This is a genomic window from Microbulbifer maximicatervae (SeqCode) (genome assembly GCF_052466985.1).
This window is the reverse complement of sequence record NZ_CP174298.1, coordinates 3,270,929-3,296,545: the sequence shown is the minus strand read 5'-3', so window position 1 is coordinate 3,296,545 and position 25,617 is coordinate 3,270,929. Positions and strand designations below refer to the sequence as shown.

The following is a 25,617-nucleotide window of genomic DNA, read 5'->3' as shown; positions in this document are numbered from 1 at the left end:
GCTACAAAAAAAAACCGGGCACTGGGCCCGGTCTTTCCCGCTGAAAAAGCGGCTTACTATTGGTTTCCTGAGTCCTCAGTGGTCTCAGAGTCCGGCAATTTAATCTCAACGTATGCCTGGTCGCGAATCTCACGTCGCCAGTTTTGCAGTTCTTCTTCATAGCGGCGGTTGCGCAGCAAATTGGCTGCCTGATTGCGGATATATTTGTCGGTCATATCCTGTTTGCGCCGATCTTCAACCTGCAGGATATGCCAGCCGAACTGGCTGCGGAAAGGCAGGCTAATGCTGCCAATCTCAGTTGCATCCATAGCCTGGGTAAACTCTGGCACAAACTGTCCGGGCATAGACCAGCCAAGATCGCCACCGGATAGCATAGAACCTATATCCTCTGAGTTCTCGCGCGCGAGCTCGCTAAAGTTATCGCTGGCCATGGCCTCTTCACGGAGCTCAATCAGCTTATTGTAAGCTTGGTCATCGGTAAGAATAGCGGACGGCTTAAGCAGGATATGGCGAACTTTTGTCTGTTCCACCAACTGCTCGCTGGCGCCTTTCTGCGCGTGAATCTTTAATAGGTGAAAGCCGGCATCACTGCGGAAAGGCTCGGTAACATCGCCGGCTTTTAAGTCGGTGAGGGCATCGGCAAAAAGAGTGGGAAGCTCGACGGTCTTGCGCCAACCCAGGTCACCACCGGAGAGGGCATTCTGGCCGGCAGAGTTAGCGATTGCCAGACGGCGGAAGTCAGCGCCTTCTTTGGCCTGTTTAGCTAGGTCTTCAGCCTTCTCCCGTGCCTGGGTAACTTCGCTGCTGGGAGCGCTGGAACTTACGGGTATCAGGATATGGCCCAGCTCAAATTGAGGGGACTTCCAAAACTCCCCCTCTTTGGAGCGCAGGAAGTTATCGATATCCTGGTCGGTAATCTGGATCCGGCGGTTAACGCTGCCTTGCTCGACCCGGCGAATCATCAGCTCCTGGCGAATTTGCTGACGAAAGCTCTTCATGCTCATACCGTCAGCGAGCAGGCGCTGGCGGAATTCTTCAGGGCTGACTCCGGCATTTTGTTGGACACGGGCGATAGCTTGGTCCAGTTCCGATTCGGAGACGGTGACCCCTGCGCGAGAGGCCATCTGCAGTTGCAAGCGTTCGATAATGAGTTGTTCGAGAACCTGGCGGCGCAAAACATCCACAGGAGGAGCCTGCACCTGTTGTGCTTGGATTTGGCTGGCGATGGTATTCATGCGCTGGGTCAATTCACTGGCCATCACAACATCGTCGTCAACAACAGCGACTACCCGGTCAAGGTTTCTGACTTGTGCGGTAGCAGTGGCGGCGATCAGAGCGCCAGCTGCCATTACGGGTGCCAGGCCCAGTTTCGGTATGAATTTCTTAATTATTCTCATCACTGTTTCAGCTCTTCTCTCTGATCAAAGTTGGCAATCCCCTGGGTCAGCATTTCTGTCACGGTTGAACCAAAGCCTGCTAATCCTTTGAGTTCGACTTCAAGATAGATACCTTCGTCGTACTCAAGGTCTTCAGCAGGTACAACCCCTGCGAGATCATTGTCCAGTGTGCGTCGCCACACCAGTCGGGTACGGTAGCAGCAGTCGTCATATTCGATTCCTGCCAGGTATTCCAGTTCCCGATTCAAAGTAAGATCATAGCTGGCACCAGCCATGAGTGAGGTATGAGTACCAAGTGGGAGGACAGTTGAGGCGTTTAGTTGACTCACGGTTTCATCTTCATCTTCGTCCTCATCCTCGTCATCTGTCGAGTCTGGGCGCTCGTAGTAATAGCTTAAGTTAAAGATGCGGTAGTCGTCGTCAAGATAGCGCAGGCTGAAATTACCGCGATTAATATTGTGCTCACTATCTTCATAGACCAGCTCAGTCCCCAAACGCAGGGATTCGAAAGGGCGACTCTCGATTCGCGCAGCCAGTTCTGACCTTTGGGTATCCTCAATGTAAGCGGTGCGGCCAATTTGCCTGTCACTGGAGTAGTAGACCTGACCGACACTGGCTGAGAAGAGGTCCCGGCCACTGACTGGATCTAGAAAGCGGGTTGTCAGGCCCAGGGCAAGTCTGTCTGCATCGTCGATCCGGTCATTTCCGGTAAATCGGCTATCGCGGAATAACTGGTCGTAACTGAAAGTGTAAAGTGACGTGTCGTACAGCAGGTTATTACTGTCAGGGTCGATCCTAATTTCAGGATCGACATCGTTGGCACGACCGCTGATATCAAAGAAATCACTCTGATCGGCATTGCTGCTAATCAGGGTAAACAGCCGTGGCTCCAGCGTCTGGATAAAGTCCCGGTTAAATAGGTGGCTATCGCGCTCAAAGTAGAGCCCTGTATCAAGGATGAACTGGGCTGCAGCCGCATCGGGGGTATCGTCAGCATCCTCAGGTAAAAACAGGTCATTCACACTGTAAGCGAGGTAGCGTCCTGCTATTCCCGGCTTGAAATACCCCCAGAGCCACTCTTTATCCCAGTAGAATTCATAGTCGAGGCGCAGCCGATCTGCAGTGATAAAGTCCCGTGTCTGAGTAGTGACACTGTCGGGGTCATCGGTGTCCTCAATAAACCTTATGGTTTGCGTGTCACTGTGATCCCAGCTGGTGATTTCGTTCTGCATAGTCAACAGCCAGTCATCCCAGCGGTAATCCCCGTCTATATCCAAACGAGGGTATTGGGCAAATGTATCGAAGGCGTCATTTTCCAGTACCTGATAGTCCTGGGTACGCAGCGTTGCTTGCCAGTGCTCGCTGCGAAGTAGCCCCTGAACTTTCTGGCTAACTCGGGTTTCTGCATTGATATCGAGGTTGGCCGTGCTTAAATCACGGAAATAGTCCGGATCGCTGACCTTGGTGTAGTCGATATCGGTACGCCAGACACTGCCGCTGTAACCGCCTTGCTGCTCTAGACTGATCAGCCAGCGGTCCTCACCTTTGTAGGGAAGAACCAAGTCCTCGGGGAAGCCCTCATCAATAAGGTCCTGGGCAAGGTCATTATTGCCGCCATCGTCATCGGGGAGATCGGCCAGACGGATTTCAGTACTAAACATTTCTGCCAGGTGCCTGAACTCAACCTCTAACCCGGCTCCGCGATATTGGATGTAACGCGGGGAAATGGTAGCGTCCATCTGCGGGGCAATATTCCAGTAGTAGGGAATGGCGAGGTCCCAGCCATTCTTATCGCTGTTGCTGAGTGTGGGAAACAGGAAGCCGGACATGCGCGCATCGCCCACAGGAAAGCGGAAATACGGCAGGTATAAGACAGGTACGTCCAGAATCTTCAGGCGCACATCTCGTGCAGTACCCTGGCTCTCTACTTCATCAATATTGATCTCGCGGCCCGTGAGTTGCCAGAACTCACGACCGGGTTCACAGCGGGTATATGTCCCTTCGGTCAGGGTCAATTCACCACTGGTTTGACGTGCAACCAGCTCGGCCCCGCCGTGGATAAAAGCATCGTGCACCACATAAGTGGCATCCTCAACAGAAGCCGCTTCGCTTTCGGTATGGACTTCGGCGGAGGAACCACGGATCAGCAAACCGGGCTCCCGAAGCTCAATCGCACCATCTAAAGTAGCGATATTTTCCGGGCGATTCAGTTTGACCTGGTCGGCGAAGAGCTGTCGGTAACCCTGGGTAATATGTACATTTCCGCTCAGCTCGGCTGAACCATCTTCCAGCCACTGGGATTTCTCAGCAGTAGCTCTGAGCGGGGCCTCCCCTGGGGGCAGGTCAGAATCGGGGTAGTTGCGAGGAGGCGCCACAAAGGCGCCAGAGCACACCGCCGGTAAATTCGCTAGCTCCTCTGGGGTTAGCTCAGAGCGGGGCAACCAGTCCAAGTACAAATAGGGGTTGTAGTCGGGATCAGGATACGGCTCGCCCTGATTGGCTTGCGCCCACAGAGGTTGAGCAGCGATCAGGCCGAGAGCGATGGAGCGGGCTTGGGAGTTATTAGCAATCGCCAGAGCGAGGCGACGCCACCGGGAGACTTCAAGCATCAAACGATATGTTCCAGCTATCTTTTAGTGTTTCTTTATCGATGGATACGTGCGACAGCTTTCGAGCCGGGGCGCGCAAAATCATCGTCCGATTCTACTTGAATGTAGATGTGGTTAATAGCCGTACTGAAGTCGTAATGTTACAGCTAGAGGCTCAGCTTCGAAACGTAAATTACCTGGAACTCGTGTTCTGTTTTTAGCTGAGGCAAAGTAGGGGCTCCAATAAATAGTGATGGCGTCTCTGGACGCAGAGAGGCTCGGGGTTAAAATGCAGCTTGAAACAGTTGGAATATAAGATGAGCCTAAGATCGAGCAGTGAAGTTGAGCAAGGGTGCGAGATCGACTCCGATCCCAGACGCAATGCCTTGAGTGAGTGGGTTGGCGTGGCCCTGGGTATGGAGGCTCCGGCTGATTTATCGAGCCTGGCGGGAGATGCTGGATTTCGCCGTTATTTTCGCACTCTAACCGAGCCGTCACTGATAGCGGTAGATACTCCTCCCCAATTGACTAACCCCGCCCGCTTTGTGGCTCTGGCTGATTACTTGCGCCGCAACGGTATTCATACGCCGATGGTGGTTGCTGCAGACACCGCAGAGGGGTACTTGCTGCTGGAAGATTTGGGGGATACCCAGTTATATAGCGTGCTCAACAGCGACAGTGTTGAGGGACTCTATGCAGAGGTAATGAGTGAACTTTTATGCCTGCAGCAAATCCCTTTTGAGGAACAATTATTCCCAACTTATAGTCGGGAACTACTTCTTAAGGAAATGCAGGTTATGCCTGAGTGGCTGGTGCGAGAGCTACTTGGCTACCAGCTTTCAGAGCGGGAAGAAAAGCTGCTGGAGCAAACCTTTGAATTGTTGCTTAACAGTGCGGAGGAGCAGCCTCACACGATTGTTCACCGGGATTACCACAGTCGCAACCTGATGATCCGCGACGGGGAAAGGCCGGGGATTGTCGATTTTCAAGACGCAGTGTGGGGGCCCGCCACCTACGATCTGGTGTCTCTGCTCAAAGATTGCTATATCCGTTGGCCCCGCGAGCGGGTAGAGCGCTGGGTGCTGGCTTACGTCGCGACTGCTGAAGCGGCGGGTGTTATGCAGCCTGTGGACCCACAACTTTATCTTCGTTGGTTCGACTGGATGGGGCTACAGCGTCATATTAAAGTGCTGGGTCTGTTCCCGCGCCTCAGTCTGCGTGATGGAAAGCAGGGATACTTGCAGCACCTGCCGCTGGTGATTCGCTATGTTTTGGAAACCGCTGAGCGCTACCCAGAGCTGGAGCCGTTTACTGATTGGTTCAGCGGCACCCTACTGCCGCAGATAGAGCCTTTGCCCTGGTACAGCGATTACCGCTGTGCCGGTGACTAGCCGAAGTAGGCCGTACGAAAACTGTACAGATTAATTTAATGAGCAAACCCAAAGAGAATTCCCCTTTGACTGCCATGGTATTGGCAGCAGGTTTTGGGCGCCGTATGCGCCCACTGACTGACCAAACACCAAAGCCTCTGTTACCGATTGCCGGTAAGCCCCTGATTGAATATGCAATTGAGCGCTTGGCAGCTATTGGTGTGCAAAAGGTCGTGATTAACCTGGGCTACTTAGGACCCAAAATTCGTCAACAGCTTGGTTCTGGTTCCCGCTGGGGGTTGGATATTCATTATTCTGTGGAGCATGAGGAGGAGCCACTGGAAACTGCCGGCGGGATTCTCAAGGCACTGCCACTGATCGGCGATTCATCGTTTTTGGTGGTTAATGGTGATGTCTGGTGTGACTATGACCTGTCGCAATGGATCGAGAGGCCGCTGCCGGAGTCTTGCCCTGGGCGTCTTTTGATGGTCCCTAATCCTCCCCATAACCCCGATGGAGATTTTGGCATAGAAGGTGGCTTGCTGTCGGGTACAGCCAAGCCCCGCTATACCTTTGCGGGTATTAGCTGGCTGCGAGCTGAAACCCTCACTGAATACCCTAAGCGTCGCGAATGCTTTGGGCTTGGGGAAGTGTTCACCTTTAATGAGGATAAGCTACAAGCTGAACTCTATGAGGGGGACTGGTGCGATGTGGGAACCCCCGAGCGCCTGGAAAATTTAGATCGCCGACTGACTGGCGAAAGTTGAGTTACCAAAGGATATTTTGATGTCAGATTACAAGATCGCCCCCTCTATTCTCTCCGCAGATTTCGCACGTTTGGGTGAGGAAGTGGACAATGTGTTGGCAGCCGGAGCGGACTGGGTGCATTTTGATGTGATGGACAATCACTATGTGCCAAATCTCACGATTGGCCCTATGGTATGCCAGGCCCTTCGCAAACACGGTGTTGAGGCTCCGATTGATGTGCACCTGATGGTGGAGCCGGTGGATGAAATGATTCGCATGTTCGCCGATGCCGGAGCTACCTATATTACGTTCCACCCAGAAGCCTCTCGTCACCCGGACCGCTCCCTACAATTGATCCGCAGTCTCGGCTGTAAAGCCGGGCTGGTGTTCAATCCAGCCAGTGGCCTTGATGCGGCCAAGTATGTAATGGATAAGCTGGATATGATCCTGCTGATGTCGGTGAACCCAGGCTTTGGTGGACAGAAGTTTATCCCCAATACCCTGACCAAGTTAAAAGAAGCCCGCAAGTTGATTGATGAGTCTGGGTTTGATATTCGCCTTGAGATCGACGGCGGTGTGAATCGCGACAATATTGCCGAAATTGCTGCAGCTGGAGCAGATACCTTTGTCGCTGGGTCTGCCATATTCAATACCCCGGACTACGCTGAAGTGATTGCAGCCATGCGTAAGAGTTTGGCTTAATTTACAAAACTGGCGGGCAATCTCTTGCCCGCCATAGACGGGATTTGTTAACTTGTGCGCCTGCACTGAGGGAATTTCCGTGAACCACTCTTTCTCCCTGACAAACAGTTGGCGATGGCGCCACTGATCTGCTGAGGCCCAATCGAGTTTGGCGATTGAGGCACCTTTCCCGTGGGCGCTGCTTATACTCTGGCGCCAATCATAAAGAATGAAAAATTGATCGGAGTCTCCATGACCCCTACTGAATACGCTCAACTTGCGTCTGAGGGTTATAACCGTATCCCCCTGGTAAGGCGCGTACTGGCGGATATTGAAACGCCACTGTCCACCTATTTGAAACTGGCCGGAGGCCGTTACAGCTATTTGCTGGAATCGGTCCAGGGCGGGGAGAAGTGGGGACGCTATTCCATTATTGGTTTACCTGCGCGGACTCTGCTCAGGGTTAAGGGCACTGACATCACCGTGGAAACTGATGGTGAGGTTGTAGAGAGCTACAGCGTCGCCGACCCTCTGGAGTTTGTTGAGCAGTTTCAGCAGCGCTATCAGGTGCCTGAATTAGCGGATCTGCCTCGTTTTAACGGCGGGTTGGTGGGCTATTTTGGCTATGACTGCGTGCGCTATATCGAACCGCGTCTGGCCGCCAGTACTCCGCCGGATACCCTGGGTAATCCGGACATCCTGTTGATGGTCAGCGATGAATTGGTGGTTTTTGACAATCTTGCCGGTGCGGTAATTCTGATTGTCCACGCAAATACCGCTGAAGAAGCAGCCTATGAAAAAGCCCAGCAGCGCCTGGACCAATTGGTTGGCCAGTTAGCACAACCGCTGCCGGATACTGTGCCCCTCGATTTGCATGGGCGCGGCATTGATGAGAGCGAATTCCAATCCCACTTTGGCGAGGACAACTTTAAGCGCGCAGTAGACCGGGTTAAAGAGTATGTGCTTGCCGGCGATGTGATGCAGGTGGTGCCCTCCCAGCGCCTGTCTGCGCCTTTCGATGCGCCGCCACTCAATTTTTACCGTGCTTTACGCAGTTTGAACCCTTCGCCGTATATGTATTTCCTCGATCTGGGTGATCACCATGTGGTGGGCTCCAGCCCAGAAATTTTGGTGCATTTAGAAGAGGGGGAAATGACTGTGCGACCTCTGGCGGGAACCCGCCATCGGGGAGCCACTGAGGAGGAGGATCTTGCCCTGGAGGAAGAGCTGTTGGCAGATCCCAAAGAACTCGCCGAACATCTGATGCTGATTGACCTGGGGCGCAATGATATCGGCAGGGTGGCTGATACTGGCAGTGTTAAAGTCACCGATCAAATGTTTGTCGAGCGCTATTCCCACGTGATGCATATCACCTCCAATGTTGTCGGCCGGTTAAAGCCGGGCCTCACCGCAATGGATGCTCTGCGCGCGGCACTGCCGGCCGGTACCCTGTCGGGCGCCCCCAAGATTCGCGCTATGGAAATTATCGATGAGCTGGAGCCAGAAAAGCGTGGCATTTACGGTGGGGCGGTCGGCTACCTGGCTTGGAATGGCAATATGGATACCGCTATCGCCATTCGTACTGCAGTTATCAAGGATGGCCGACTATATGTGCAGGCGGGGGCTGGTCTAGTGGCCGACTCAGATCCACAGTCAGAGTGGAATGAAACAATGAATAAGGCCCGAGCGCTTTTCCGCGCTGCCGGTATGGCGCTGGCCAAAAGTAGTGACCCTGTAAAGATCGAGCAAGATGAGCGAAGTTAGTATTTCTCAAAAGTTGACCCTGGCTGAACGCTGCGAGCGAGTTGTCGCAGCGCCGTTATTTAACCAAATCATTATCGGAATGATTCTGCTCAATGCCGTCGCTGTTGGGTTGGAGACTTCCACTTGGGTGACGGAGCGCTTTGGTACGCTGCTGGGCGCTATTAATCAACTGATTCTCGCCTCATTTGTTATTGAGGCGCTGGTTAAAATTTTTGCCCATGGGGCCCGTCCCTGGCGTTACTTTGCCAGTGGTTGGAATTGCTTTGATTTTACTATTATTGCACTGAGTTTGATTCCTGCTACAGGGCCGCTAGCTACCCTGGCGCGCTTGGTGCGGGTATTAAGGGTTTTGCGGCTGGTGTCTGCATTCCCGGAACTCCGCACACTGGTGGACACGCTTTTGCGCAGTTTGCCAAGCATGATGCACATTGCTTTGTTGATGAGCATCATTTTCTATATCTATGGTGTAGCGGGTTATTTCCTATTTCACGATATTGATCCAACTCACTGGCGCACTTTACCCATCGCATTTTTGAGTTTATTCCGCATAGTCACCTTTGAGGACTGGACGGATATTATGTATACAGCGATGGATTCGATGCCTTGGGCCTGGCTTTACTTCGTCAGCTTTGTGGTCATGGGGGCGTTCGTAATGATTAACCTCTTTATCGGTGTAGTCTTGAATAATCTGGAAGAGGCCAAATTGCGACGAATGGATGAAATGTGTCTGCCTCCAAGCCAGACCGAAATCCTGCGCGAACTCCGCGCAACCCAGGCCTCTCTCGCACGCCTACAAAAAAGAATGGAAGAATCCACTTATCAACCAGAGGCTAAGGGGGCCGCACAATGATTTTAATGATCGATAACTACGACTCCTTTACCTGGAATGTAGTGCAGTACCTGGAAGAGCTGGGTGCAAAAGTGGTGGTAAAACGCAACGACGAAATTACCTTGGATGAAGTCGAGGCAATGGCGCCAGAGAAAATCGTGATTTCGCCGGGTCCCTGTACCCCCAATGAGGCGGGTATTTCTCTCGATACCATTCGCCGTTTTGCCGGCAGTATCCCTATTTTGGGTATTTGTCTGGGGCACCAGAGTATTGGACAGGTCTTCGGTGGCAGGGTAGTCCGTGCCCGGCAGGTTATGCACGGCAAAACATCCCCTATAGTGCACAACAATTTGGGGGTGTTCCACGGTTTGTCCAACCCATTTGAGGCGACTCGCTATCACTCACTGGTAGTGGAGAAAAGCAGTTTACCGGAATGCCTGGAGATCACTGCCTGGACTGAGACAGAGGATGGTGAAATTGACGAGATCATGGGCGTGAAGCACCGGGAATTAGCAGTAGAAGGGGTGCAATTTCATCCTGAGTCAATTCTCACCATGCACGGTCACGATATGTTGAGAAACTTTATCGAGTCTTGAGGGCCGGAAGAACAAGTGCGCGGCGGGCAGGTCCCGCCAGAATCAATAACCAGAGTGGGGCAAAGGGGGAAAAATGAATATTCAACAGGCCATTGCCAAACTGGTGGATGGCGAACACCTTACTCGTGAAGAAATGCGCGAAACCGTGGGCCAGATTATGCGTGGCGAAGCGCTGGAGTCACAGATAGGCGCACTCCTTATAGCACTGCGTATACGCGGTGAGACAGTCGATGAAATTGTCGGCGCAGTGGAAACCATGCGTGAGCTGGCGGTAAAGGTTGAGCTCGACCTGGAAAACACAGTTGATATTGTCGGCACCGGTGGCGATGGCGCCAATCTATTTAACGTGTCCAGTGCGAGCAGCTTTGTTGCAGCTGCTGCCGGAGCTAAGGTAGCCAAGCATGGCAATCGCTCGGTGTCGTCCAGTAGTGGTTCTGCGGACCTGCTTGAGCACGCCGGCGTATTTTTGGAATTGAGTCCCTCGCAGATGGCGCGTTGCGTAGAGACTATCGGTATTGGCTTTATGTTTGCGCCCAGCTTTCACAATGCAATGCGCCACGTTGGCCCATCGCGAAAGGCATTGGGACTGCGTACCATCTTCAATCTACTCGGGCCGATGACAAATCCGGCGGGGGTAAAGCGCAAAGTAATCGGTGTGTATGACAAGCGCTACTGTCGCCTGTTGGCTGAGGTTCTGCAAAAGCTCGGTTCAGAGCATGTGCTGGTTTTACATAGTGATGATGGGCTCGATGAAGCCAGTATTGCTGCGGATACCTTTGCTGTGGAATTAAAGGATGGTGCCTTGCAGGAATATACCCTCAAGCCTGAAGACTTTGGCTTGCTGCGCCGTGACCTCTCTGATCTTAGTGTTTCTGGTTCCGAGGACTCCCTGGCCCTGATTCGCAATGCGCTGGGTAAGCGCAATACTGAGGCGGGGCAAAAAGCCGCGGATATTATTGCGCTTAACGCAGGCCTGGCAATTTATGTCAGCGGCGTTGCGCACTCTGCAGAGCAAGGTGTCGCTATGGCACAAGATGCTATCGACAGCGGTCTCGCCGGAGAGAAAATTAACGATCTTGCCGCGTTTACCAGTGCGTTTCGCCCAGAGGAAATTCAATCGTGAGTACACCGACCATTTTAAAAACAATTGTCGAGCGCAAGTGGCAGGAGGTTGCTGAGCGGAAGGCTGAGTGCTCCACCGACGAAGTTCGCCTTCGCGCCAGGGATCAGGAACCGGTGAGAGGCTTTGTCGATGCAGTGGATCGCAAGATTTCCACTGGTGAGGCTGCAGTAATTGCCGAAATTAAAAAAGCCTCTCCCAGTAAAGGCGTGATTCGCGAGGATTTCCTTCCTGCAGAAATTGCTACCAGCTATGAAAAAGGTGGAGCGGCTTGTCTGTCAGTACTAACCGATGTCGACTTTTTTCAGGGTGCAGATAATTACTTGCAGCAGGCCCGAGATGCCGTACGCCTACCGGTGCTGCGCAAGGACTTTACCGTTGATCCCTACCAAATCTATGAAGCTCGCGCGATTGGGGCCGACTGTATTTTGCTGATTGCAGCCTGCCTGGAAGATCCACAGATGGCGGATCTCAACGGGCTCGCTTTGGAGTTGGGTTTGGATGTCTTGGTGGAAGTGCATAACCACAAGGAGTTGGAGAGGGCCCTGGCATTACCTAACCGCTTAATCGGCATCAATAATCGCAATCTGCACACTTTCGATGTGCAGCTGGAAAATACCTTTAAGTTACTGGACTTGATCCCCGACGACCGTCTTGTGGTCACGGAAAGTGGTATTCATACCACAGATGATGTTGCGGCGATGCGTGGTCATAACGTCAATGCTTTCCTGGTGGGAGAGGCCTTTATGCGGGAGGAGGAGCCGGGCAGAAAATTGATGGAAATGTTTAACTGACCGCTTACTCCAGTAGTAGAAATAAAAAAGGGCGATGTAAAAATCGCCCTTTTTTTATGCGGTGTATTTATTCGGTTACTAGCGGGTACCGTACACCACCATGGTTTTACCTTTAACGGAAACCAGGCCCTGTTCTTCCAGGGTTTTTAATACGCGGCCCACCATTTCCCGGGAGCAGCCGACGATACGGCCAATTTCCTGGCGGGTGATTTTTATTTGCATGCCCTCGGGGTGAGTCATTGCATCCGGCTCATTGCAGAGGTCGAGCAGGGTGCGAGCGACACGCCCGGTGACATCCAGGAAGGCGAGATCACCAACTTTGCGTGTGGTGTTGCGCAGGCGGCCTGCCATTTGGGTGGCCAGGGCAAAAAGAAACTCTGGGTGCTGGCGAGTGAGTTCCTGGAACTTGGTGTAGGAGATTTCTGCCACCTCACACTCGGTTTTGGTGCGGACCCAGGCACTGCGGGTGTCCTGATCGAACAGGCCCATCTCACCGAAAAAGTCTCCGTCGTTGAGGTAGGCAACGATCATCTCGCGGCCTTCATCGTCCTCAATCAGAACTGTAACGGAACCGCGCATAATGAAATAAAGGGATTCACAGCGGTCGCCAGCATAGATAATTGTGCTCTTGGCCGGGTAGCGACGCCGGTGGCAGTGGGCCAGAAAGTCTTCAATATTGCCGATAGTCATGGGGTCTTCGATAGCAACCGTCACGGATTTATTCCTCATTTTTTGTCTTGTGCTCTATCCCGGCTTTAGCAGCTGAGCACTATTGAATTATCGCGCGAAAACAAAATCCCCAACAGGGGCTGACCGCGGCAAAGTTCCGCAGTGTGACCTGTGACACTATGGCACTGGGTCGCTTGGACTTCATAAACCACGATGCGTTCATAGAAAAAGCATTTGATCATGCGTCATTCGGCTTTCGCGCGGAGGCGTACCAGACACTATACCGGAAACATACAGGTGCCGGGATAGACTTCGCCAATATGCTAAGCTTCGCCGCTGAAGTTTTAATGGGAGTGGAGTGATGCAGGGGAAAGTAACCTGGGTAAATGATTTAACCTTTGTCGGTGAAGCCGGCAGTGGTAATTCGGTAGTGATGGAAGGCGGCCGCACAAATAATGGTGTGCGCCCGATGGAAATGATTTTGCTGGGCGTCGGTGGCTGCGCGGCTTACGATGTGGTGAGTATTTTACAGAAGGCGAGACAAGACATTATTTCCTGTCATTGTGAACTGGAAGGTGTACGCCCGGATACAACCCCATCGCCGTTTGAGCGAATTGAAATGAAGTTTGTAGTGCGCGGTCGCGGATTGAAGGAATCCCATGTTGCCCGTGCAGTGGAACTCTCCGCAGAGAAATACTGCTCAGGCTCCATCATGTTGCGCAATGCGGGTGTCGAGATTGTGCACAGCTACAGCGTTGAAGAAGCTTGAAGAGAAATTAGCTGGGAAGGGAGGGAGGATACTGGGCGTAACCTCCCTAAAATCCAAGTCGTTTTAATGAGTGAAGAGTAACGGTCAGATTTTATAACTGGCCGAGGTCATCACTTTGGATACCAGAGACATCACTCCTTTTACCGGAGCGGGGAAGCGGGCACCACCGGCGGCCAGTGCGGCGTGGGCGTGCTCGTCTTCGTCAATTAACATCTGTTCCACTACCGCACGGCTTCTCTTGTCGTCGGCGGGAAGCTTTTCGAGGTGGCTCTCAAGATGTTTACACACCTGGTCTTCCGTAGCGGCCACAAAACCGAGGCTGATTCGGTCGCTGATTTTCCCGGCGGCGGCGCCGAGCCCAAAGGACATGCCATACCAAAGCGGGTTGAGTAGGCTGGGGCGGCTGTCCAATTCCTTCAAGCGCTGTTCACACCAGGCCAGATGGTCGATCTCCTCATCGGCAGCGCGCTCCATTTCCCCCCGCACCTCGGGCAGCTTGGCGGTCAGGGCCTGGCCCTGGTAGAGCGCCTGGGCGCAGACTTCACCGCTATGGTTGACCCTCATAAGGCCAGCGGCGTGTTTGCGTTCACTGTCGGTGAGGTCTGTCTCGGCTTCCCCCTTCGCCGGGGATGCCCGGCCGTGGCAGGGTTCGCCGGGACTCAGGGTGCGCAGAGCCCGATCCGCTTGAATTAACAGGCGGTCGAGTCCACTGAGGCTGCGTTTACTCATAGTATTCTGCTCCCTGTCAGAGGCGACCGCTGATGAGCGGCCGCCGATGCCAGCTGTTAGTCCTGCTGCTCTGCAGAAACCTTTTCTCTTTCGACAGCGCGGTAGCCGATATCTTTCCGGAAGAACACGCCGTCCCAGTAGATAGCCCGAGCTGATTCATAGGCATTTTCCTGAGCTTCAGCGACGGTATCCCCCAATGCTGTGGCGCACAACACCCGGCCACCATTGGTGACTACGCGCTCACCATCCAGTGCGGTACCGGCGTGGAAGACCTTGGCATTGTCACTGTCTGCTTTGTCCAGGCCGCTGATGGCGTCGCCTTTGCGGTAGCTGCCGGGATAGCCGTGCGCGGCAAGTACCACACCCAGGGCTGGGCGGGGATCCCACTCAGCAGTGACAGTGTCCAGCTTCTTGTCCAGAGCAGCCATGCACAGGTCGACCAGGTCCGACTTCAGACGAATCATAATTGGCTGGGTTTCCGGATCGCCAAAGCGGCAGTTGTACTCGATAACCTTCGGAGTACCGTCGCTGTCGATCATCAGACCGGCGTAAAGGAAACCGGTATAGGGCGTACCCTCAGAAGCGAGACCTTTAACGGTGGGTTCGATTACCTCTTGCATGATGCGCTGGTAAATGGTGTCGGTCACTACCGGTGCCGGGGAATAGGCACCCATACCGCCAGTATTGGGGCCGGTATCGCCATCGCCAACGCGCTTGTGATCCTGGCTGGTGGCCATCGGCAGGATATTTTCACCATCCACCATTACGATAAAGCTCGCTTCCTCACCCTGGAGGAACTCCTCGATAACCACGCGGCAGCCGGCTTTACCAAAGGCGTTTCCAGACAGCATATCGCGTACGGCGAGCTCAGCCTGCTCTTCGGTCTCGGCAACGATTACACCCTTGCCCGCAGCCAAGCCGTCGGCTTTAACTACGATGGGTGCGCCGCGCTCGCGAATGTAGGCAACCGCCGGCTCCACCTCGGTGAAATTGCGGTAGGCAGCGGTGGGGATTTTGTGGCGCTCGAGGAAGTCTTTGGTAAAGGCTTTGGAGCCCTCCAGTTGGGAGGCGCCTTTGCTGGGGCCAAAAATGGCGAGGCCACGGGCATTAAAGAAATCGACAACACCCTCTACCAGCGGTGCTTCCGGGCCGACAATCGTTAGTTCTACGCCGTTTTCCTCGGCGAAATCTGCCAGGGCGGCGAAGTTATCCACACCGATTGCGATATTTTCCAGCTTGGGTTCGCGGGCAGTGCCGGCGTTGCCCGGGGCAACATAGACGGTGCCGACATTTGGGTTTTGCGCTGCTTTCCACGCCAGGGCGTGCTCGCGGCCACCTGATCCGATAACCAATACGTTCATTCTTAAATCCCCCTAAGTCGACCGATCCGGTCCATTGCACAGGTTATAGGTGTGCTAGTTTAACGTGGAATTGATTCTGGGGCCTGAGTCTCGCCCCTGGATTCAAATGATTTGTGCGGGCTGGGAAGTATCGATACTTCCCAGCCCGTTGATCATAGCCCGCAGCAGTAAGCATTTGCGGGCGTACAATCTTAGTGGCGGAAGTGGCGCATACCGGTAAATACCATGGCCATATTGTGCTCGTCCGCTGCGGCGATCACTTCTTCATCGCGCATGGAGCCGCCGGGCTGGATGACCGCCTGGATTCCTACAGCGGCAGCATTATCGATGCCGTCGCGGAAGGGGAAGAAGGCATCGGAAGCCATAACAGACCCTGCAACGGCGAAGCCGGCATGCTCGGCCTTGATTGCGGCGATGCGTGCGGAGTTTACGCGGCTCATCTGGCCTGCGCCTACACCCACGGTGCGACCGTCTTTGCCGTATACGATGGCATTGGATTTTACAAACTTGGCCACTTTCCAGGTAAACAGCAGATCGCGGATTTCCTCTTCAGTGGGCTGGCGCTTGGAGACCACTTTCAGGTCGGAAGCAGTGATCAGGCCGTCGTCGCGGTCCTGAACCAGCAGGCCGCCATTAACGCGCTTGTAGTCCAGTGCCGGGGTGCGCTCGCTGCTCCACTGGCCGCATACCAGCAGGCGCAGGTTCTTCTTCTCGGCGACGGCCTGCTTGGCCTCTTCGGAGACTGACGGTGCGATGATGACTTCAACAAACTGTCGCTCGACGATAGCGCGGGCAGTGGCGCCATCGAGTTCCCGGTTGAAGGCGATGATACCGCCAAAGGCGGATTCGCTGTCGGTAGCGAAAGCCAGGTCGTAGGCCGTGCGAATATCTTCAGCGATCGCCACACCACAGGGGTTGGCGTGTTTAACGATCACGCAGGCGGGTTGCTCGAAGGACTTAACGCACTCCAGTGCGGCATCGGTATCGGCGATATTGTTGTAGGACAGCTCTTTGCCCTGCAGCTGGGTGGCAGTGGAAATACTGGCCTCAGCTGGGTTGGCTTCGGTATAGAAAGCGGATTTCTGGTGCGGGTTCTCACCGTAGCGCAGATCCAGTTTCTTGATAAATTGGCTGTTGTAGGTGCGCGGGAACAGCTGCTTTTCTTCGCCTTTAATGGCGCCCAGGTAATTGGCAATAGCGCCGTCGTAGCCCGCAGTGTGTTCGAAGGCTTTTACCGCCAGATCAAAGCGGCTGACGTGGCTCAGGGCACCATCGTTAGCTTTCATCTCCTCGATGATCTTGCCGTAATCGCTGGCATTGACCACGATAGTGACATCTTTGTGGTTCTTGGCGGCAGCGCGAACCATGGTAGGGCCGCCGATATCGATGTTCTCGATAGCGTCTTCGAGGGAACAGTCGGGCTTGGCAACGGTTTGAGCGAAGGGGTAGAGGTTAACCACCACCATATCGATCGGGGTGATACCGTGCTCGCCCATGATGGCATCATCGGTACCACGGCGCCCCAGAATGCCACCGTGTACTTTCGGGTGCAGAGTTTTGACACGGCCGTCCATCATTTCGGGGAAGCCGGTGTAGTCGGAAACTTCTACCACGGGAATACCCGCTTCCTTGAGCTGGCGGTGGGTTCCGCCGGTGGAAAGAATCTCAACCCCCATTGCGGAGAGCTGTTGAGCGAACTCTACAATGCCACTCTTGTCAGAGACACTAATTAGAGCGCGGCGGATGGAAACCTTGTCTGTCATTGCACTTGATCCAACTGGTTTTCGAAAAGGATGTTTAAAGGGTTTTAGCGGTTGTCCACTGTGGCAACAAAAACGCTGCCGGGAAAATAGCGAAGGGGGATGAGTTACCTCATCCCCCTTCAAAATTTCGCTCGGTGGGAAGCTTACAGCAGGCCGTAGCGCTTCAGCTTCTTGCGCAGGGTGCCACGGTTGAGACCCAGTAATTGCGCGGCGCGGGTCTGGTTGTGACGGGTGTATTTCATCACCACTTCGAGCATGGGCGCTTCGATCTCCGACAGCACCATGTCGTAGACATCGGTTACCATCTGGCCATCCAGGTGGCGGAAGTAGTTCTCCATTGCGTGCTCGACGGCATCGCGCAGGGACTGCTGCTGTGGCTGTGCCAGTTGAGTCTGTCCCCTGGAGGATACTTCTTCATTGCCAGTATCCGGAATTAATACTTCGTTGTTCATGCCGCTTGTGCCCCTCTCGTTATTCGGCGTTCAAACCACTCGTGAACGCTGGCATGTTGTACTTCTGCACTCTCTATTTGGAAAAAGGTCTTGCGGAAGGACTCGCTATCCGCGAGCGTCTTCAAGTACCAGCCCACATGTTTGCGAGCGATACGGACCCCCATCACTTCACCGTAGAATCGGTGTAGTTCGCCCAAATGGGCGAGCAAAATATTCCTGACTTCATCCAATGTCGGTTCGGGTAGCCGCTCGCCAGTGGCGAGATAGTGGGCTATTTCCCGAAAAATCCATGGTCGTCCCTGTGCTGCACGGCCAATCATGACCGCCGATGCGCCAGTGTAATCGAGCACCTCTCGGGCTCTCTCAGCACTGCAGATGTCGCCATTGGCAAAAACCGGGATTTTTACCCTGGATACAATTTCGGCAATGGTATCGAATTCAGCCTGTCCGTGGTAGCCACAGGCGCGAGTGCGACCGTGAACCGCCAGTGCAGCGATCCCGGAATCCTCGGCCATTTTGGCTACAGTGACGCCATTGCGGGAATCCGGGCACCAGCCGGTGCGGATCTTTAGCGTCACCGGGACGGAAACAGACTGGACCACGGCTTGAAGAATATCCGCTACCAGCTTTTCATCCCGCAGCAGGGCGGAGCCCGCTGCTTTCTTACACACCTTTTTTGCCGGGCAACCCATATTAATATCGATGATTTGCGCGCCGCGACGAGCATTCTCCCGAGCGGCTTCCGCCATCATCTCAGGATCACCGCCGGCGATCTGCACCGATATGGGCGCCGCTTCGCCACCGTGATCCAGGCGCAAGCGGGACTTGCGGCTGTTCCACAGGCGAGTGTCCGAGGTCACCATCTCCGAAACCACCAATCCGGCGCCGAGTTCTCGGCACAGCTGGCGGAAGGGGCGGTCGGTGACACCGGCCATGGGCGCCAGAATTACCGGGTTGTCGATAATATAGGGGCCAATGGCAGTAGACACGGTAGCTCCATTTGGGCTGTAGGAAGGGCAATCTGTGCCCCGGCAAAACAGCCGCCTATGATAGCGGCTGGCCCGTTAATGGCAAAGCGAAAAAGCGGGCAATTTGATCGAACACTGTCCATTTAGCCTGCTGAATGCGCAGGTTTGGTTGTTTATGGCGCCAAATCCCCTTTGCTAAAAACTTGGCCGGGGTACTTGTGTGCGCTTAGTGAGTGATGTTCAGCTCGTAGTTTACCGCTTCTGCACCGGGGTCAACCACCTCAATTGCGATATGAATGGGGCTGTCCTGGGGCATTAGTTTGCGTCCGGCCAACTCCCCCTGTAAGTACTCGTCCGGGGTAAACCGGCGACTGGCCACAGCCTTGTCCTTTAGGTCGCTGAAGTTCAGCAACAGGTTGGGGAAGGGTTGCGCGTAAGGGGCGGTATTTAGCAGCACTGCATCCACTACCAGGGCGCCCTGCAGCTGCGGGTGGGTGCGCACCATTAAGTTTGTGGCCTGGATCGCCCGGGTATCTTTTAGTTGGGGTAATGTGCAGCCGAATAGTGGGCAGGCGGCAGCATAGAAGTCCCGCCAGGGCTGTTTGCGGCTGAGGCTATCGAACTGGAAGTATGCAACCTGAATTACTATGCCGAGGATCGATAGGGGAATCAATGCACGCCACAGCCAGGGAGAGGCTGTGCGTTTCTTTTTGGGGACTCCCCACGACATCTCCACAGGCGCGGGCTGGATAGCTGAGATCAATTGCTCCCGCTGGGGCTCTTCAGCAGTGGTAGATTCGCCACCGAAGTAAGGCTCCTGGCGGCTTTCCTCAGTGGGGGGAGGTGTATCTACAGACTCGGTTGATACCGCAGGCTCATTGTTGTCCCAGGATGGTTCCTCAGCGAGGGAGCTAGAAGTTTCAAACTCCGGTACTTCAGGTTGGCCGTTGTACTCAGGCGAAGGGTCAGAATCAAAATCAGGAAGTTCTTCCCAGTCCGGCTTGAGGATTTTATCCAGGTCCTCTTCGGGTTCCGCTTCCTCTTCAGTGTGAGATGCTTCCAGCTCCTGCCACTCATGGTCGCCAAAGGCGTCACCAATTAATTCCTGCGCTGCTGCACTATATTCTTTTGGTTCAGATTTGGGCGCGCTGTCAGGTGCACTCTCACTGGTTGCACTCTCCCGACCGGCAGTTTGATCCACAGCTGGTGGAGATGGTGGGGTGGCGGGTTCGTCCTCGTCGAGCTCGATATCGTCGTGAATCAGGAAGTCATCGTCTTCCAGCAAAGCTTCCAAATCATTGCGGCTCTCGCTATCACTTTCTGAGAAAACGATATTTTCGTCTGCGCGAAACACCTGCAGGCAAGACCCACAGCGAACGGCGCCGCGGGCAGCGCGCAGTTGCTGGTCATTAATATGAAAAGATGTGCTGCAATGAGGGCAGCGGGTTACCAGTTGAGACATTCGACTAGAGCGCAGTTTATTTAGCAGCCAAGTTTATCAGCCCAAAGGGGTCCCGCGTAGTGCTCGGGGGCGCATTTAGCGCACCCGCTTGCCTGTCAGTCTGACCCATCCCTCGTGTTCGCCGTCAGGATCGAACTCAATCCATTCGCTGTAAGCATTTTTCACCTGCTCTGCCTGGGAACTGAGGATGCCGGACAGACAAATTTTTCCGCCCAATTGAGTGAGCTGTATCAGTTGAGAGGCGAGTTCTACCAGGGGACCGGCGAGGATATTGGCCAACATAACATCGGCGGCTTCGCTCGGCATTTGTTCTGGCAGGTAGACCGGGAAGCGCTCGGGGTCTATGCCGTTGCGCTGGGCATTGTCGCGGCTGGCGAGCAATGCCTGGGGATCGATATCGGTGCCGAGAACTCGCTCTACTCCCAGTAGAAGTGCGCTAATCCCCAGAATACCCGAGCCGCAACCGAAGTCGATGGCACTCTTACCTGCGAGCTCCTGCTGTGCCAACCATTGCAGACATAGGAAAGTAGTTGGGTGCGTGCCGGTGCCGAAGGCTAGGCCCGGATCGAGCAGCAGGTTCACGGCGTCCGGCTGTGGTGGCTCACACCAGCTGGGGCAGATCCACAAATTGGGGCCGCACTGGATGGGTTTGTAGTGGGTCATCCACTCCCGCTCCCAATCCTTGTCCTCAAGCTGCTCCCAGCGGGCATTGGGCAACATTTCGCATAGGAAGGAAGCTGCTTTTGCCTCGGTAACCGAGGTGTCCACTTCCGCATCGAACAACCCGGTGACCCGTGTTTGCTCCCATAGGGGCACCTCTCCGAGCCCGGGCTCAAGGATCGGTTGGTCAGCGTTGTCTTGCAGGGTGACAGATACGGCACCGGCAAAAAGCAGTGCGTCTTCAATTTTTTCCGCGTGATCACGGTCGGTGTCCACGCGGAGTTGTAGCCAGGGCATAATTATTCCGGAAATATTGTAGCGATGTTTACGGCATTGTTGCGGCTGGGCCGCACTCAGATAACGACGGTTGCCACGCCATCCTTGGCAAGGTTCAGTGTCGTTATGTTTGCCGCAATTCTCGCTAACTTTGCCCCGGCTGGCGAGCGCTTAAAGACCTAACTTCTTCTCCAGGTAGTGGATATTGACCCCACCCTTGGCAAAGTTTTCATCTCGTACCAACTCTTCCTGTAGGGGAATGTTGGTTTTGATACCGTCCACTACCAGTTCCGACAGGGCCACACGCATACGCGCCAACGCGGTTTCACGATCTTCCGCATGGGTGATCAGCTTGGCGATCATGGAATCGTAGTTGGGGGGTACCGAGTATCCGGAGTAGAGATGGGAGTCGACCCGCACACCCAAGCCGCCAGGCATATGGAAGTTGTTTACCTTGCCGGGGCTGGGGAAGAAGGTCTGCGGATCTTCGGCATTGATACGGCATTCAAAGGCGTGACCTTTGATTACGATATCTTCCTGCTTCAGGGATAGCTTCTCACCGGCACAAACCCGAATCTGCTCTTTGATCAGGTCGACGCCGGTTACCATTTCGGTAACGGGGTGCTCCACCTGAATACGGGTGTTCATTTCGATAAAGTAGAAACGCTCATTTTCATACAGGAATTCAAAAGTACCCGCGCCGCGATAGCCGATATCGATACAGGCTTGTACACAGGACTCATGTACCTGCTCGCGCACCTCATCGGGAATACCCGGAGCTGGGGCTTCTTCTAAAACCTTTTGATGGCGGCGCTGCAGGGAGCAGTCGCGATCGCCCAGATGGATGGCGTTGCCCTGGCCATCGGCCATTACCTGGATCTCAACATGGCGGGGATTCTGCAGGAATTTTTCCATGTAGACGGTGCCGTCACCGAAGGCCGCCTGGGCTTCGGACTTGGTCACGGCAATCGCGTTCACCAGCTCCTCTTCCTTTTCCACCACGCGCATGCCGCGACCACCGCCACCGGCGGCAGCTTTAATGATGACCGGATAACCGATGCTGCGGCCGATCTCCATGCAGCGCTCGCTATTATCGGGCAGCGGGCCGTCAGAGCCTGGAACGGTGGGAACGCCAGCCTTTTTCATGGCGGCAATTGCAGACACCTTGTCACCCATCAGGCGGATCACATCGGGATCAGGGCCAATAAAGGTAAAGCCGCTCTTTTGCACCTGTTCGGCGAAGTCCGCGTTCTCTGCGAGAAAGCCATAGCCGGGGTGCACGGCTACTGCGTCGGTGATTTCCATGGCGGAGATCAGGGCCGGCACATTTAGGTAGCTCTGCGGGGATGGGTTGGGGCCGATGCATACAGATTCGTCGGCCAGGCGTACATGCTTGAGATTGCGGTCTACCAAAGAGTGCACCGCCACAGTGGCGATGCCCATCTCTTTACAGGCGCGCAAAATCCGCAATGCGATTTCGCCGCGGTTGGCGATTAGGATTTTGTCGAACATTGTGACTTACCCCACTCAGACGATGGTCACGAGGGGCTGGTCAAACTCAACCGGTTGGCCGTCCTCCAGCAGGATCGACTCAATAGTACCGGCCTTGTCGGCTTCGATCTGGTTCATCATTTTCATCGCTTCGACGATGCATACAACATCGCCAACTTTGACCTGCTGACCCACTTTCACGAAGGCCTCGGCGCCAGGGCTGGGTGCAGCGTAATAGGTGCCTACCATCGGGGATTTTACCGCGTGTCCGCTGATAGCCGGCTTGGACTCTTTTTCAGCTGGGGCAGCAGGAGCGCTGGGCGCCGGAGCAGCGGGGGCGGCAACCGGTGCGGGAGGCGCGCTGTAAATCGGTGCAACGGGTTGGGCTGCGCTGCTGACGCCGCGACTGATGCGCACGGACTCTTCGCCTTCTTTGATTTCCAGCTCGCCGATATCCGATTCTTCGAGCAGCTCAATCAATTTTTTAATTTTGCGGATATCCATAGTTATTTACTCGCAGTTTGATTCATTGTTGTGCAGGTGTGGCATCCAGTTGATGGATGGCTGCCTGTAGAGCCAGGGTGTAGCTGTTGGCGCCAAAGCCACAGATTACGCCGCAGGCCAGATCTGAAAGATAGGAATGGTGTCGGAAAGCTTCCCTGGCGTGGGGATTGGACAGGTGAAGCTCAATAAACGGGATGGCAACGGCTGCCAGGGCATCGCGCAAGGCGACACTGGTATGGGTGAACGCAGCGGGATTGATCACGATAAAGTCGACCCCACTGGTCGCCGCCAAGTGGATTCGTTCGAGCAGGGCTGATTCACTATTGCTCTGTAGGACTTCCAGTTCGTGGCCGGCGGCGTCGCACTGGCGCTCGGCGGCTTCATTGATATCCGCCAGGGTGGTAGACCCGTAGATGTGCGGTTCGCGACTGCCTAAAAGATTTAGGTTGGGGCCGTGAAGGAGAAGAAGTTTAGCCATAATTCGCCCTGAAGAAAGTTGCCGAAAACCCATATAAAGTGGGTTAAAATTGGCTATCTTGCGGGCAAACTCGAAATTTCGGCCTAGCTGCCCGAACTCATTAACCGAGTCTGCCGCAAAAGTGACTCCCTGTCCATGCCAGACTCGGAGTTTATCGAAGTTAGCAGCAGTTCGGCGATATTGGGCAAAAAATTAGTTCAAAATATCCGGGCTGTGGCCTGTTTACCTTGGGTTATTGGCTACAAAGGCGCCAAAAACTTTACTGAGTCACCCCAGTGCTCAAAGGGGAGTCCACAGCGTTCTCCAATTCCTGTAGTAAATCATCTTGAGACAATATTTGCGGCAGTATTTTTGCGTCGCCCCCATCGGCGGGATAGAGGAGATACAGCGGCACACTGGTACGCCCGTATTTGGCCAATAATTCGCTGATTCGCGGATCCTGGTTGGTCCAATCGCCTTTCAGCGCGACCACGTTGAGGCGCTCCAAAGCATCACTGACCTCGGTGCTAGACAGCACAGCTTTCTCATTCATCAGGCAGGTGATGCACCAGGCCGCCGTCATATTGGCCAGAACTGCACGCCCCTCACTGCGCGCAGTCTCCAGTCTCTCTGCCGAATAGGGCTCCCAGTAATCGCTGCTGGACAATTGTTCAGACTGATTGATGGTTTTCAGTTGCGGAAGTAGAAAAGCCGCCAAGGCCAGGGAGGCCAGGGCCAGGGAACCGCGCAGCCAGTGCCATTGCGGACGCGGCCAAAGCCACAGGGCAAATGCAATGGCTACGGCACCAGCCAGTACCAGGGCAACCCCATCCCCCCCGGCTTGTCGGCCCAGAACCCATAGTAGCCATACCGCAGTGAGATACATCGGAAATGCCAACAGCTGCTTTAGGCGATCCATCCAGGGGCCGGGTTTGGGCAGCTTTTCGGCTAGAGCGGGGATATAGGTCAACAACAGGAAGGGGGCCGCCATACCGGCGCCAAGGGCGGCAAAAACACTTAGCGCAATTAGCGCGGGCTGCGTAACAGCAAACCCCAGTGCGGAGCCCATCAGCGGCGCAGTGCAGGGGCTGGCCACCAGGGTTGCCAGCGCGCCGGATGCCACAGAGCCCGACAACCCCTGACGTTTATTCAGGTTGCCGCCAATACCCATCAGGTTACTGCCGAGTTCGGTCATTCCAGACAGGCTCAACCCCATGATAAAAAACAGGTAGGCGAGTGCTGCCACCAACCAGGGGGATTGAAGCTGGAAGCCCCAGCCGACAGCCTCTCCGCCGGCGCGAAGGGCGAGCATCACAGCGGCGATAGCCACAAAGCTCAGAACTACGCCCAGTGTATAAGCCCAGCCGTGGTGGTGCCTTTGGCTTGCATTTTGTGCCGCCTGGCTCACTGCCAGTAATTTAATCGACAGTACTGGGAAGACACAGGGCATCAGGTTCAGGATCAGGCCACCGGCAAATGCGAGAAGCAGCGCCAGTGACAAAGTGACATTGCTACTGCCTGCGGCACCGCCAGCACTCGCTGGCGGAGTGGGCGCGCCTGTAATTAAGGCGCTGCCCTGCGGTTCTATATCCTGACGGGCAAAATCCACACTGTAGTATCGGGTCTGAGGCGGATAGCAAAGGCCGGCATCTGCGCAGCCTTGATAGTGGAGCTCCAGTTGGGTGGAACCGCTGGTTTCAGGGATATCCAGGGCAAATTCGAGCTGGCCTCGGTAGACCTCAGTCTCTTTCTCGAAATAGTCGTCCCAAATAACTTCACCGGTTGGCAAGTTCAGGGGGATGGGAGTTTTTTCACCATTATCGACCCTGTACAGCGCCAGTTTTTCGCGATAGAGGTAGTACTCTGGGGCAATCTGGAAGAGTGCGCTGAGGCCGTTGGCATCAAAGAGCAGGTCCTGCTGATAAGCTTCATCGACCGGAAGGAAAGTGTTTTCCTGGGCGCTGCTCAGCGAGGCAAAAGGGTTATCGGAATTCTGCGCTGCAGCTCCAATGCTGGTTATGGCCAGCAGGATTGTTAGCAGAACGAGGAAATTTTTTCGGAAACTTTTGGTCATCACAGCCATAGATGAAAAAATTCATTATAGTCGGGCGCATAGTTCAGACTGCTGCACCAGACGGGGGTTCAGTCGCCGCAGCAGTATAGCGACGCC

Annotated in this window: 24 protein-coding genes; 10 read left to right on the top strand and 14 right to left on the bottom strand. The window is 54.6% G+C overall.

What is annotated here, in order from left to right:
* Nucleotides 1–56: 56 nt before the first annotated feature.
* Together ACJJI3_RS14650 and ACJJI3_RS14645 are read right to left on the bottom strand one after the other, a co-directional pair.
* Nucleotides 57–1,397: a peptidylprolyl isomerase gene (locus tag ACJJI3_RS14650; RefSeq protein ID WP_444942561.1), complete on the bottom strand. Its 1,341-nt coding sequence runs from the start codon at nt 1,395–1,397 to the stop codon at nt 57–59.
* Nucleotides 1,397–4,006 carry an LPS-assembly protein LptD gene (locus ACJJI3_RS14645; protein ID WP_444940116.1) on the bottom strand — a complete coding sequence of 870 codons (2,610 nt, stop codon included), beginning with the start codon at nt 4,004–4,006 and terminating at the stop codon, nt 1,397–1,399. The genes ACJJI3_RS14650 and ACJJI3_RS14645 overlap by 1 nt, the downstream gene beginning before the upstream one ends.
* A 296-nt stretch (nt 4,007–4,302) precedes the next feature.
* Here ACJJI3_RS14645 and ACJJI3_RS14640 point away from each other — a divergent pair, with 296 nt between their 5' ends.
* The 8 genes from ACJJI3_RS14640 (at nt 4,303) to trpC (ending at nt 11,886) form a co-directional block, all read left to right on the top strand.
* Complete coding sequence (locus ACJJI3_RS14640; protein WP_444940115.1) at nt 4,303–5,376, top strand: aminoglycoside phosphotransferase family protein; 1,074 nt, start codon at nt 4,303–4,305, stop codon at nt 5,374–5,376.
* Nucleotides 5,377–5,414: 38 nt separating this feature from the next.
* Nucleotides 5,415–6,122, top strand: a complete 708-nt coding sequence (locus ACJJI3_RS14635; RefSeq protein WP_444895316.1) for a nucleotidyltransferase family protein — start codon at nt 5,415–5,417, stop codon at nt 6,120–6,122.
* Between the two features lie 19 nt (nt 6,123–6,141).
* Complete coding sequence (gene rpe, locus ACJJI3_RS14630; RefSeq protein WP_444892691.1) at nt 6,142–6,804, top strand: ribulose-phosphate 3-epimerase; 663 nt, start codon at nt 6,142–6,144, stop codon at nt 6,802–6,804.
* 231 nt (nt 6,805–7,035) lie between these two features.
* Nucleotides 7,036–8,547, top strand: coding sequence for an anthranilate synthase component I (gene trpE / locus ACJJI3_RS14625; RefSeq protein ID WP_444940114.1), 1,512 nt, complete (start codon nt 7,036–7,038; stop codon nt 8,545–8,547).
* Nucleotides 8,534–9,397 carry an ion transporter gene (locus ACJJI3_RS14620; RefSeq protein ID WP_444895314.1) on the top strand — a complete coding sequence of 288 codons (864 nt, stop codon included), beginning with the start codon at nt 8,534–8,536 and terminating at the stop codon, nt 9,395–9,397. The genes trpE and ACJJI3_RS14620 overlap by 14 nt, the downstream gene beginning before the upstream one ends.
* Nucleotides 9,394–9,972, top strand: coding sequence for an anthranilate synthase component II (locus ACJJI3_RS14615; RefSeq protein ID WP_444912048.1), 579 nt, complete (start codon nt 9,394–9,396; stop codon nt 9,970–9,972). Before ACJJI3_RS14620 ends, ACJJI3_RS14615 begins: the two co-directional genes overlap by 4 nt.
* A 73-nt stretch (nt 9,973–10,045) precedes the next feature.
* Nucleotides 10,046–11,095, top strand: a complete 1,050-nt coding sequence (trpD, locus tag ACJJI3_RS14610) for an anthranilate phosphoribosyltransferase (protein ID WP_444940113.1) — start codon at nt 10,046–10,048, stop codon at nt 11,093–11,095.
* A complete protein-coding gene (gene trpC, locus ACJJI3_RS14605; RefSeq protein ID WP_444916172.1) occupies nt 11,089–11,886 on the top strand; it encodes an indole-3-glycerol phosphate synthase TrpC in 798 nt (265 codons plus the stop codon). The genes trpD and trpC overlap by 7 nt, the downstream gene beginning before the upstream one ends.
* A 78-nt stretch (nt 11,887–11,964) precedes the next feature.
* Here trpC and crp read toward each other — a convergent pair whose 3' ends face one another.
* On the bottom strand, nt 11,965–12,615 hold the full coding sequence (gene crp, locus ACJJI3_RS14600) for a cAMP-activated global transcriptional regulator CRP (protein ID WP_051089460.1): 651 nt from the start codon (nt 12,613–12,615) through the stop codon (nt 11,965–11,967).
* A 301-nt stretch (nt 12,616–12,916) separates the two neighbouring features.
* Here crp and ACJJI3_RS14595 point away from each other — a divergent pair, with 301 nt between their 5' ends.
* Complete coding sequence (locus ACJJI3_RS14595) at nt 12,917–13,324, top strand: OsmC family protein (protein WP_282934442.1); 408 nt, start codon at nt 12,917–12,919, stop codon at nt 13,322–13,324.
* Between the two features lie 84 nt (nt 13,325–13,408).
* Here the strand turns inward: ACJJI3_RS14595 and coq7 are convergent, their stop codons facing one another.
* From coq7 to prmA, 7 genes are all read right to left on the bottom strand, one after another.
* Nucleotides 13,409–14,053 (bottom strand): 2-polyprenyl-3-methyl-6-methoxy-1,4-benzoquinone monooxygenase, encoded by a 645-nt coding sequence (coq7, locus tag ACJJI3_RS14590; protein ID WP_108731610.1) that lies wholly within the window; start codon nt 14,051–14,053, stop codon nt 13,409–13,411.
* A gap of 56 nt (nt 14,054–14,109) precedes the next feature.
* Nucleotides 14,110–15,414, bottom strand: a complete 1,305-nt coding sequence (gene purD / locus ACJJI3_RS14585) for a phosphoribosylamine--glycine ligase (RefSeq protein WP_444940112.1) — start codon at nt 15,412–15,414, stop codon at nt 14,110–14,112.
* A 191-nt stretch (nt 15,415–15,605) separates the two neighbouring features.
* Nucleotides 15,606–17,177 (bottom strand): bifunctional phosphoribosylaminoimidazolecarboxamide formyltransferase/IMP cyclohydrolase, encoded by a 1,572-nt coding sequence (gene purH, locus ACJJI3_RS14580; protein WP_444940111.1) that lies wholly within the window; start codon nt 17,175–17,177, stop codon nt 15,606–15,608.
* Nucleotides 17,178–17,320: 143 nt separating this feature from the next.
* Nucleotides 17,321–17,629, bottom strand: a complete 309-nt coding sequence (gene fis, locus ACJJI3_RS14575; RefSeq protein WP_020411495.1) for a DNA-binding transcriptional regulator Fis — start codon at nt 17,627–17,629, stop codon at nt 17,321–17,323.
* Nucleotides 17,626–18,618, bottom strand: coding sequence for a tRNA dihydrouridine synthase DusB (dusB, locus tag ACJJI3_RS14570; protein WP_444892695.1), 993 nt, complete (start codon nt 18,616–18,618; stop codon nt 17,626–17,628). Before dusB ends, fis begins: the two co-directional genes overlap by 4 nt.
* A 205-nt stretch (nt 18,619–18,823) precedes the next feature.
* Complete coding sequence (locus ACJJI3_RS14565; protein ID WP_444940110.1) at nt 18,824–20,059, bottom strand: DUF3426 domain-containing protein; 1,236 nt, start codon at nt 20,057–20,059, stop codon at nt 18,824–18,826.
* A 75-nt stretch (nt 20,060–20,134) separates the two neighbouring features.
* The gene (gene prmA / locus ACJJI3_RS14560) at nt 20,135–21,016 is read right to left on the bottom strand and encodes a 50S ribosomal protein L11 methyltransferase (RefSeq protein ID WP_444940109.1); all 882 of its coding nucleotides are present in this window, start codon (nt 21,014–21,016) and stop codon (nt 20,135–20,137) included.
* Between the two features lie 24 nt (nt 21,017–21,040).
* Here prmA and ACJJI3_RS14555 point away from each other — a divergent pair, with 24 nt between their 5' ends.
* Nucleotides 21,041–21,178, top strand: a complete 138-nt coding sequence (locus ACJJI3_RS14555) for a hypothetical protein (protein ID WP_444934793.1) — start codon at nt 21,041–21,043, stop codon at nt 21,176–21,178.
* Here the strand turns inward: ACJJI3_RS14555 and accC are convergent.
* The 4 genes from accC to ACJJI3_RS14535 form a co-directional block, all read right to left on the bottom strand.
* The gene (gene accC, locus ACJJI3_RS14550; RefSeq protein WP_413664257.1) at nt 21,167–22,507 is read right to left on the bottom strand and encodes an acetyl-CoA carboxylase biotin carboxylase subunit; all 1,341 of its coding nucleotides are present in this window, start codon (nt 22,505–22,507) and stop codon (nt 21,167–21,169) included. The two genes, ACJJI3_RS14555 and accC, sit on opposite strands and share 12 nt — an antisense overlap.
* Before the next feature lie 15 nt (nt 22,508–22,522).
* Nucleotides 22,523–22,990: an acetyl-CoA carboxylase biotin carboxyl carrier protein gene (accB, locus tag ACJJI3_RS14545; protein WP_282934436.1), complete on the bottom strand. Its 468-nt coding sequence runs from the start codon at nt 22,988–22,990 to the stop codon at nt 22,523–22,525.
* 22 nt (nt 22,991–23,012) lie between these two features.
* Nucleotides 23,013–23,468, bottom strand: coding sequence for a type II 3-dehydroquinate dehydratase (gene aroQ, locus ACJJI3_RS14540; protein ID WP_282934435.1), 456 nt, complete (start codon nt 23,466–23,468; stop codon nt 23,013–23,015).
* Between the two features lie 259 nt (nt 23,469–23,727).
* Nucleotides 23,728–25,530, bottom strand: a complete 1,803-nt coding sequence (locus ACJJI3_RS14535; RefSeq protein WP_444940108.1) for a protein-disulfide reductase DsbD family protein — start codon at nt 25,528–25,530, stop codon at nt 23,728–23,730.
* Between the last annotated feature and the right edge of the window lie 87 nt (nt 25,531–25,617).

Bases quoted from the DNA above. Each gene is read 5' to 3' on its own strand.
- purH (WP_444940111.1), bottom strand. From the start codon at position 17,177: ATGACAGACAAGGTTTCCATCCGCCGCGCTCTAATTAGTGTCTCTGAC.
- accB (WP_282934436.1), bottom strand. From the start codon at position 22,990: ATGGATATCCGCAAAATTAAAAAATTGATTGAGCTGCTCGAAGAATCG.
- ACJJI3_RS14595 (WP_282934442.1), top strand. From the start codon at position 12,917: ATGCAGGGGAAAGTAACCTGGGTAAATGATTTAACCTTTGTCGGTGAA.
- prmA (WP_444940109.1), bottom strand. From the start codon at position 21,016: ATGCCCTGGCTACAACTCCGCGTGGACACCGACCGTGATCACGCGGAA.
- ACJJI3_RS14620 (WP_444895314.1), top strand. From the start codon at position 8,534: ATGAGCGAAGTTAGTATTTCTCAAAAGTTGACCCTGGCTGAACGCTGC.
- crp (WP_051089460.1), bottom strand. From the start codon at position 12,615: ATGAGGAATAAATCCGTGACGGTTGCTATCGAAGACCCCATGACTATC.
- ACJJI3_RS14565 (WP_444940110.1), bottom strand. From the start codon at position 20,059: ATGTCTCAACTGGTAACCCGCTGCCCTCATTGCAGCACATCTTTTCAT.
- trpD (WP_444940113.1), top strand. From the start codon at position 10,046: ATGAATATTCAACAGGCCATTGCCAAACTGGTGGATGGCGAACACCTT.
- accC (WP_413664257.1), bottom strand. From the start codon at position 22,507: ATGTTCGACAAAATCCTAATCGCCAACCGCGGCGAAATCGCATTGCGG.
- trpE (WP_444940114.1), top strand. From the start codon at position 7,036: ATGACCCCTACTGAATACGCTCAACTTGCGTCTGAGGGTTATAACCGT.
- ACJJI3_RS14640 (WP_444940115.1), top strand. From the start codon at position 4,303: ATGAGCCTAAGATCGAGCAGTGAAGTTGAGCAAGGGTGCGAGATCGAC.
- coq7 (WP_108731610.1), bottom strand. From the start codon at position 14,053: ATGAGTAAACGCAGCCTCAGTGGACTCGACCGCCTGTTAATTCAAGCG.
- fis (WP_020411495.1), bottom strand. From the start codon at position 17,629: ATGAACAACGAAGTATTAATTCCGGATACTGGCAATGAAGAAGTATCC.
- ACJJI3_RS14555 (WP_444934793.1), top strand. From the start codon at position 21,041: ATGTTTACGGCATTGTTGCGGCTGGGCCGCACTCAGATAACGACGGTT.
- ACJJI3_RS14635 (WP_444895316.1), top strand. From the start codon at position 5,415: ATGAGCAAACCCAAAGAGAATTCCCCTTTGACTGCCATGGTATTGGCA.
- ACJJI3_RS14645 (WP_444940116.1), bottom strand. From the start codon at position 4,006: ATGCTTGAAGTCTCCCGGTGGCGTCGCCTCGCTCTGGCGATTGCTAAT.
- rpe (WP_444892691.1), top strand. From the start codon at position 6,142: ATGTCAGATTACAAGATCGCCCCCTCTATTCTCTCCGCAGATTTCGCA.
- ACJJI3_RS14615 (WP_444912048.1), top strand. From the start codon at position 9,394: ATGATTTTAATGATCGATAACTACGACTCCTTTACCTGGAATGTAGTG.
- ACJJI3_RS14650 (WP_444942561.1), bottom strand. From the start codon at position 1,397: ATGAGAATAATTAAGAAATTCATACCGAAACTGGGCCTGGCACCCGTA.
- ACJJI3_RS14535 (WP_444940108.1), bottom strand. From the start codon at position 25,530: ATGGCTGTGATGACCAAAAGTTTCCGAAAAAATTTCCTCGTTCTGCTA.
- purD (WP_444940112.1), bottom strand. From the start codon at position 15,414: ATGAACGTATTGGTTATCGGATCAGGTGGCCGCGAGCACGCCCTGGCG.
- aroQ (WP_282934435.1), bottom strand. From the start codon at position 23,468: ATGGCTAAACTTCTTCTCCTTCACGGCCCCAACCTAAATCTTTTAGGC.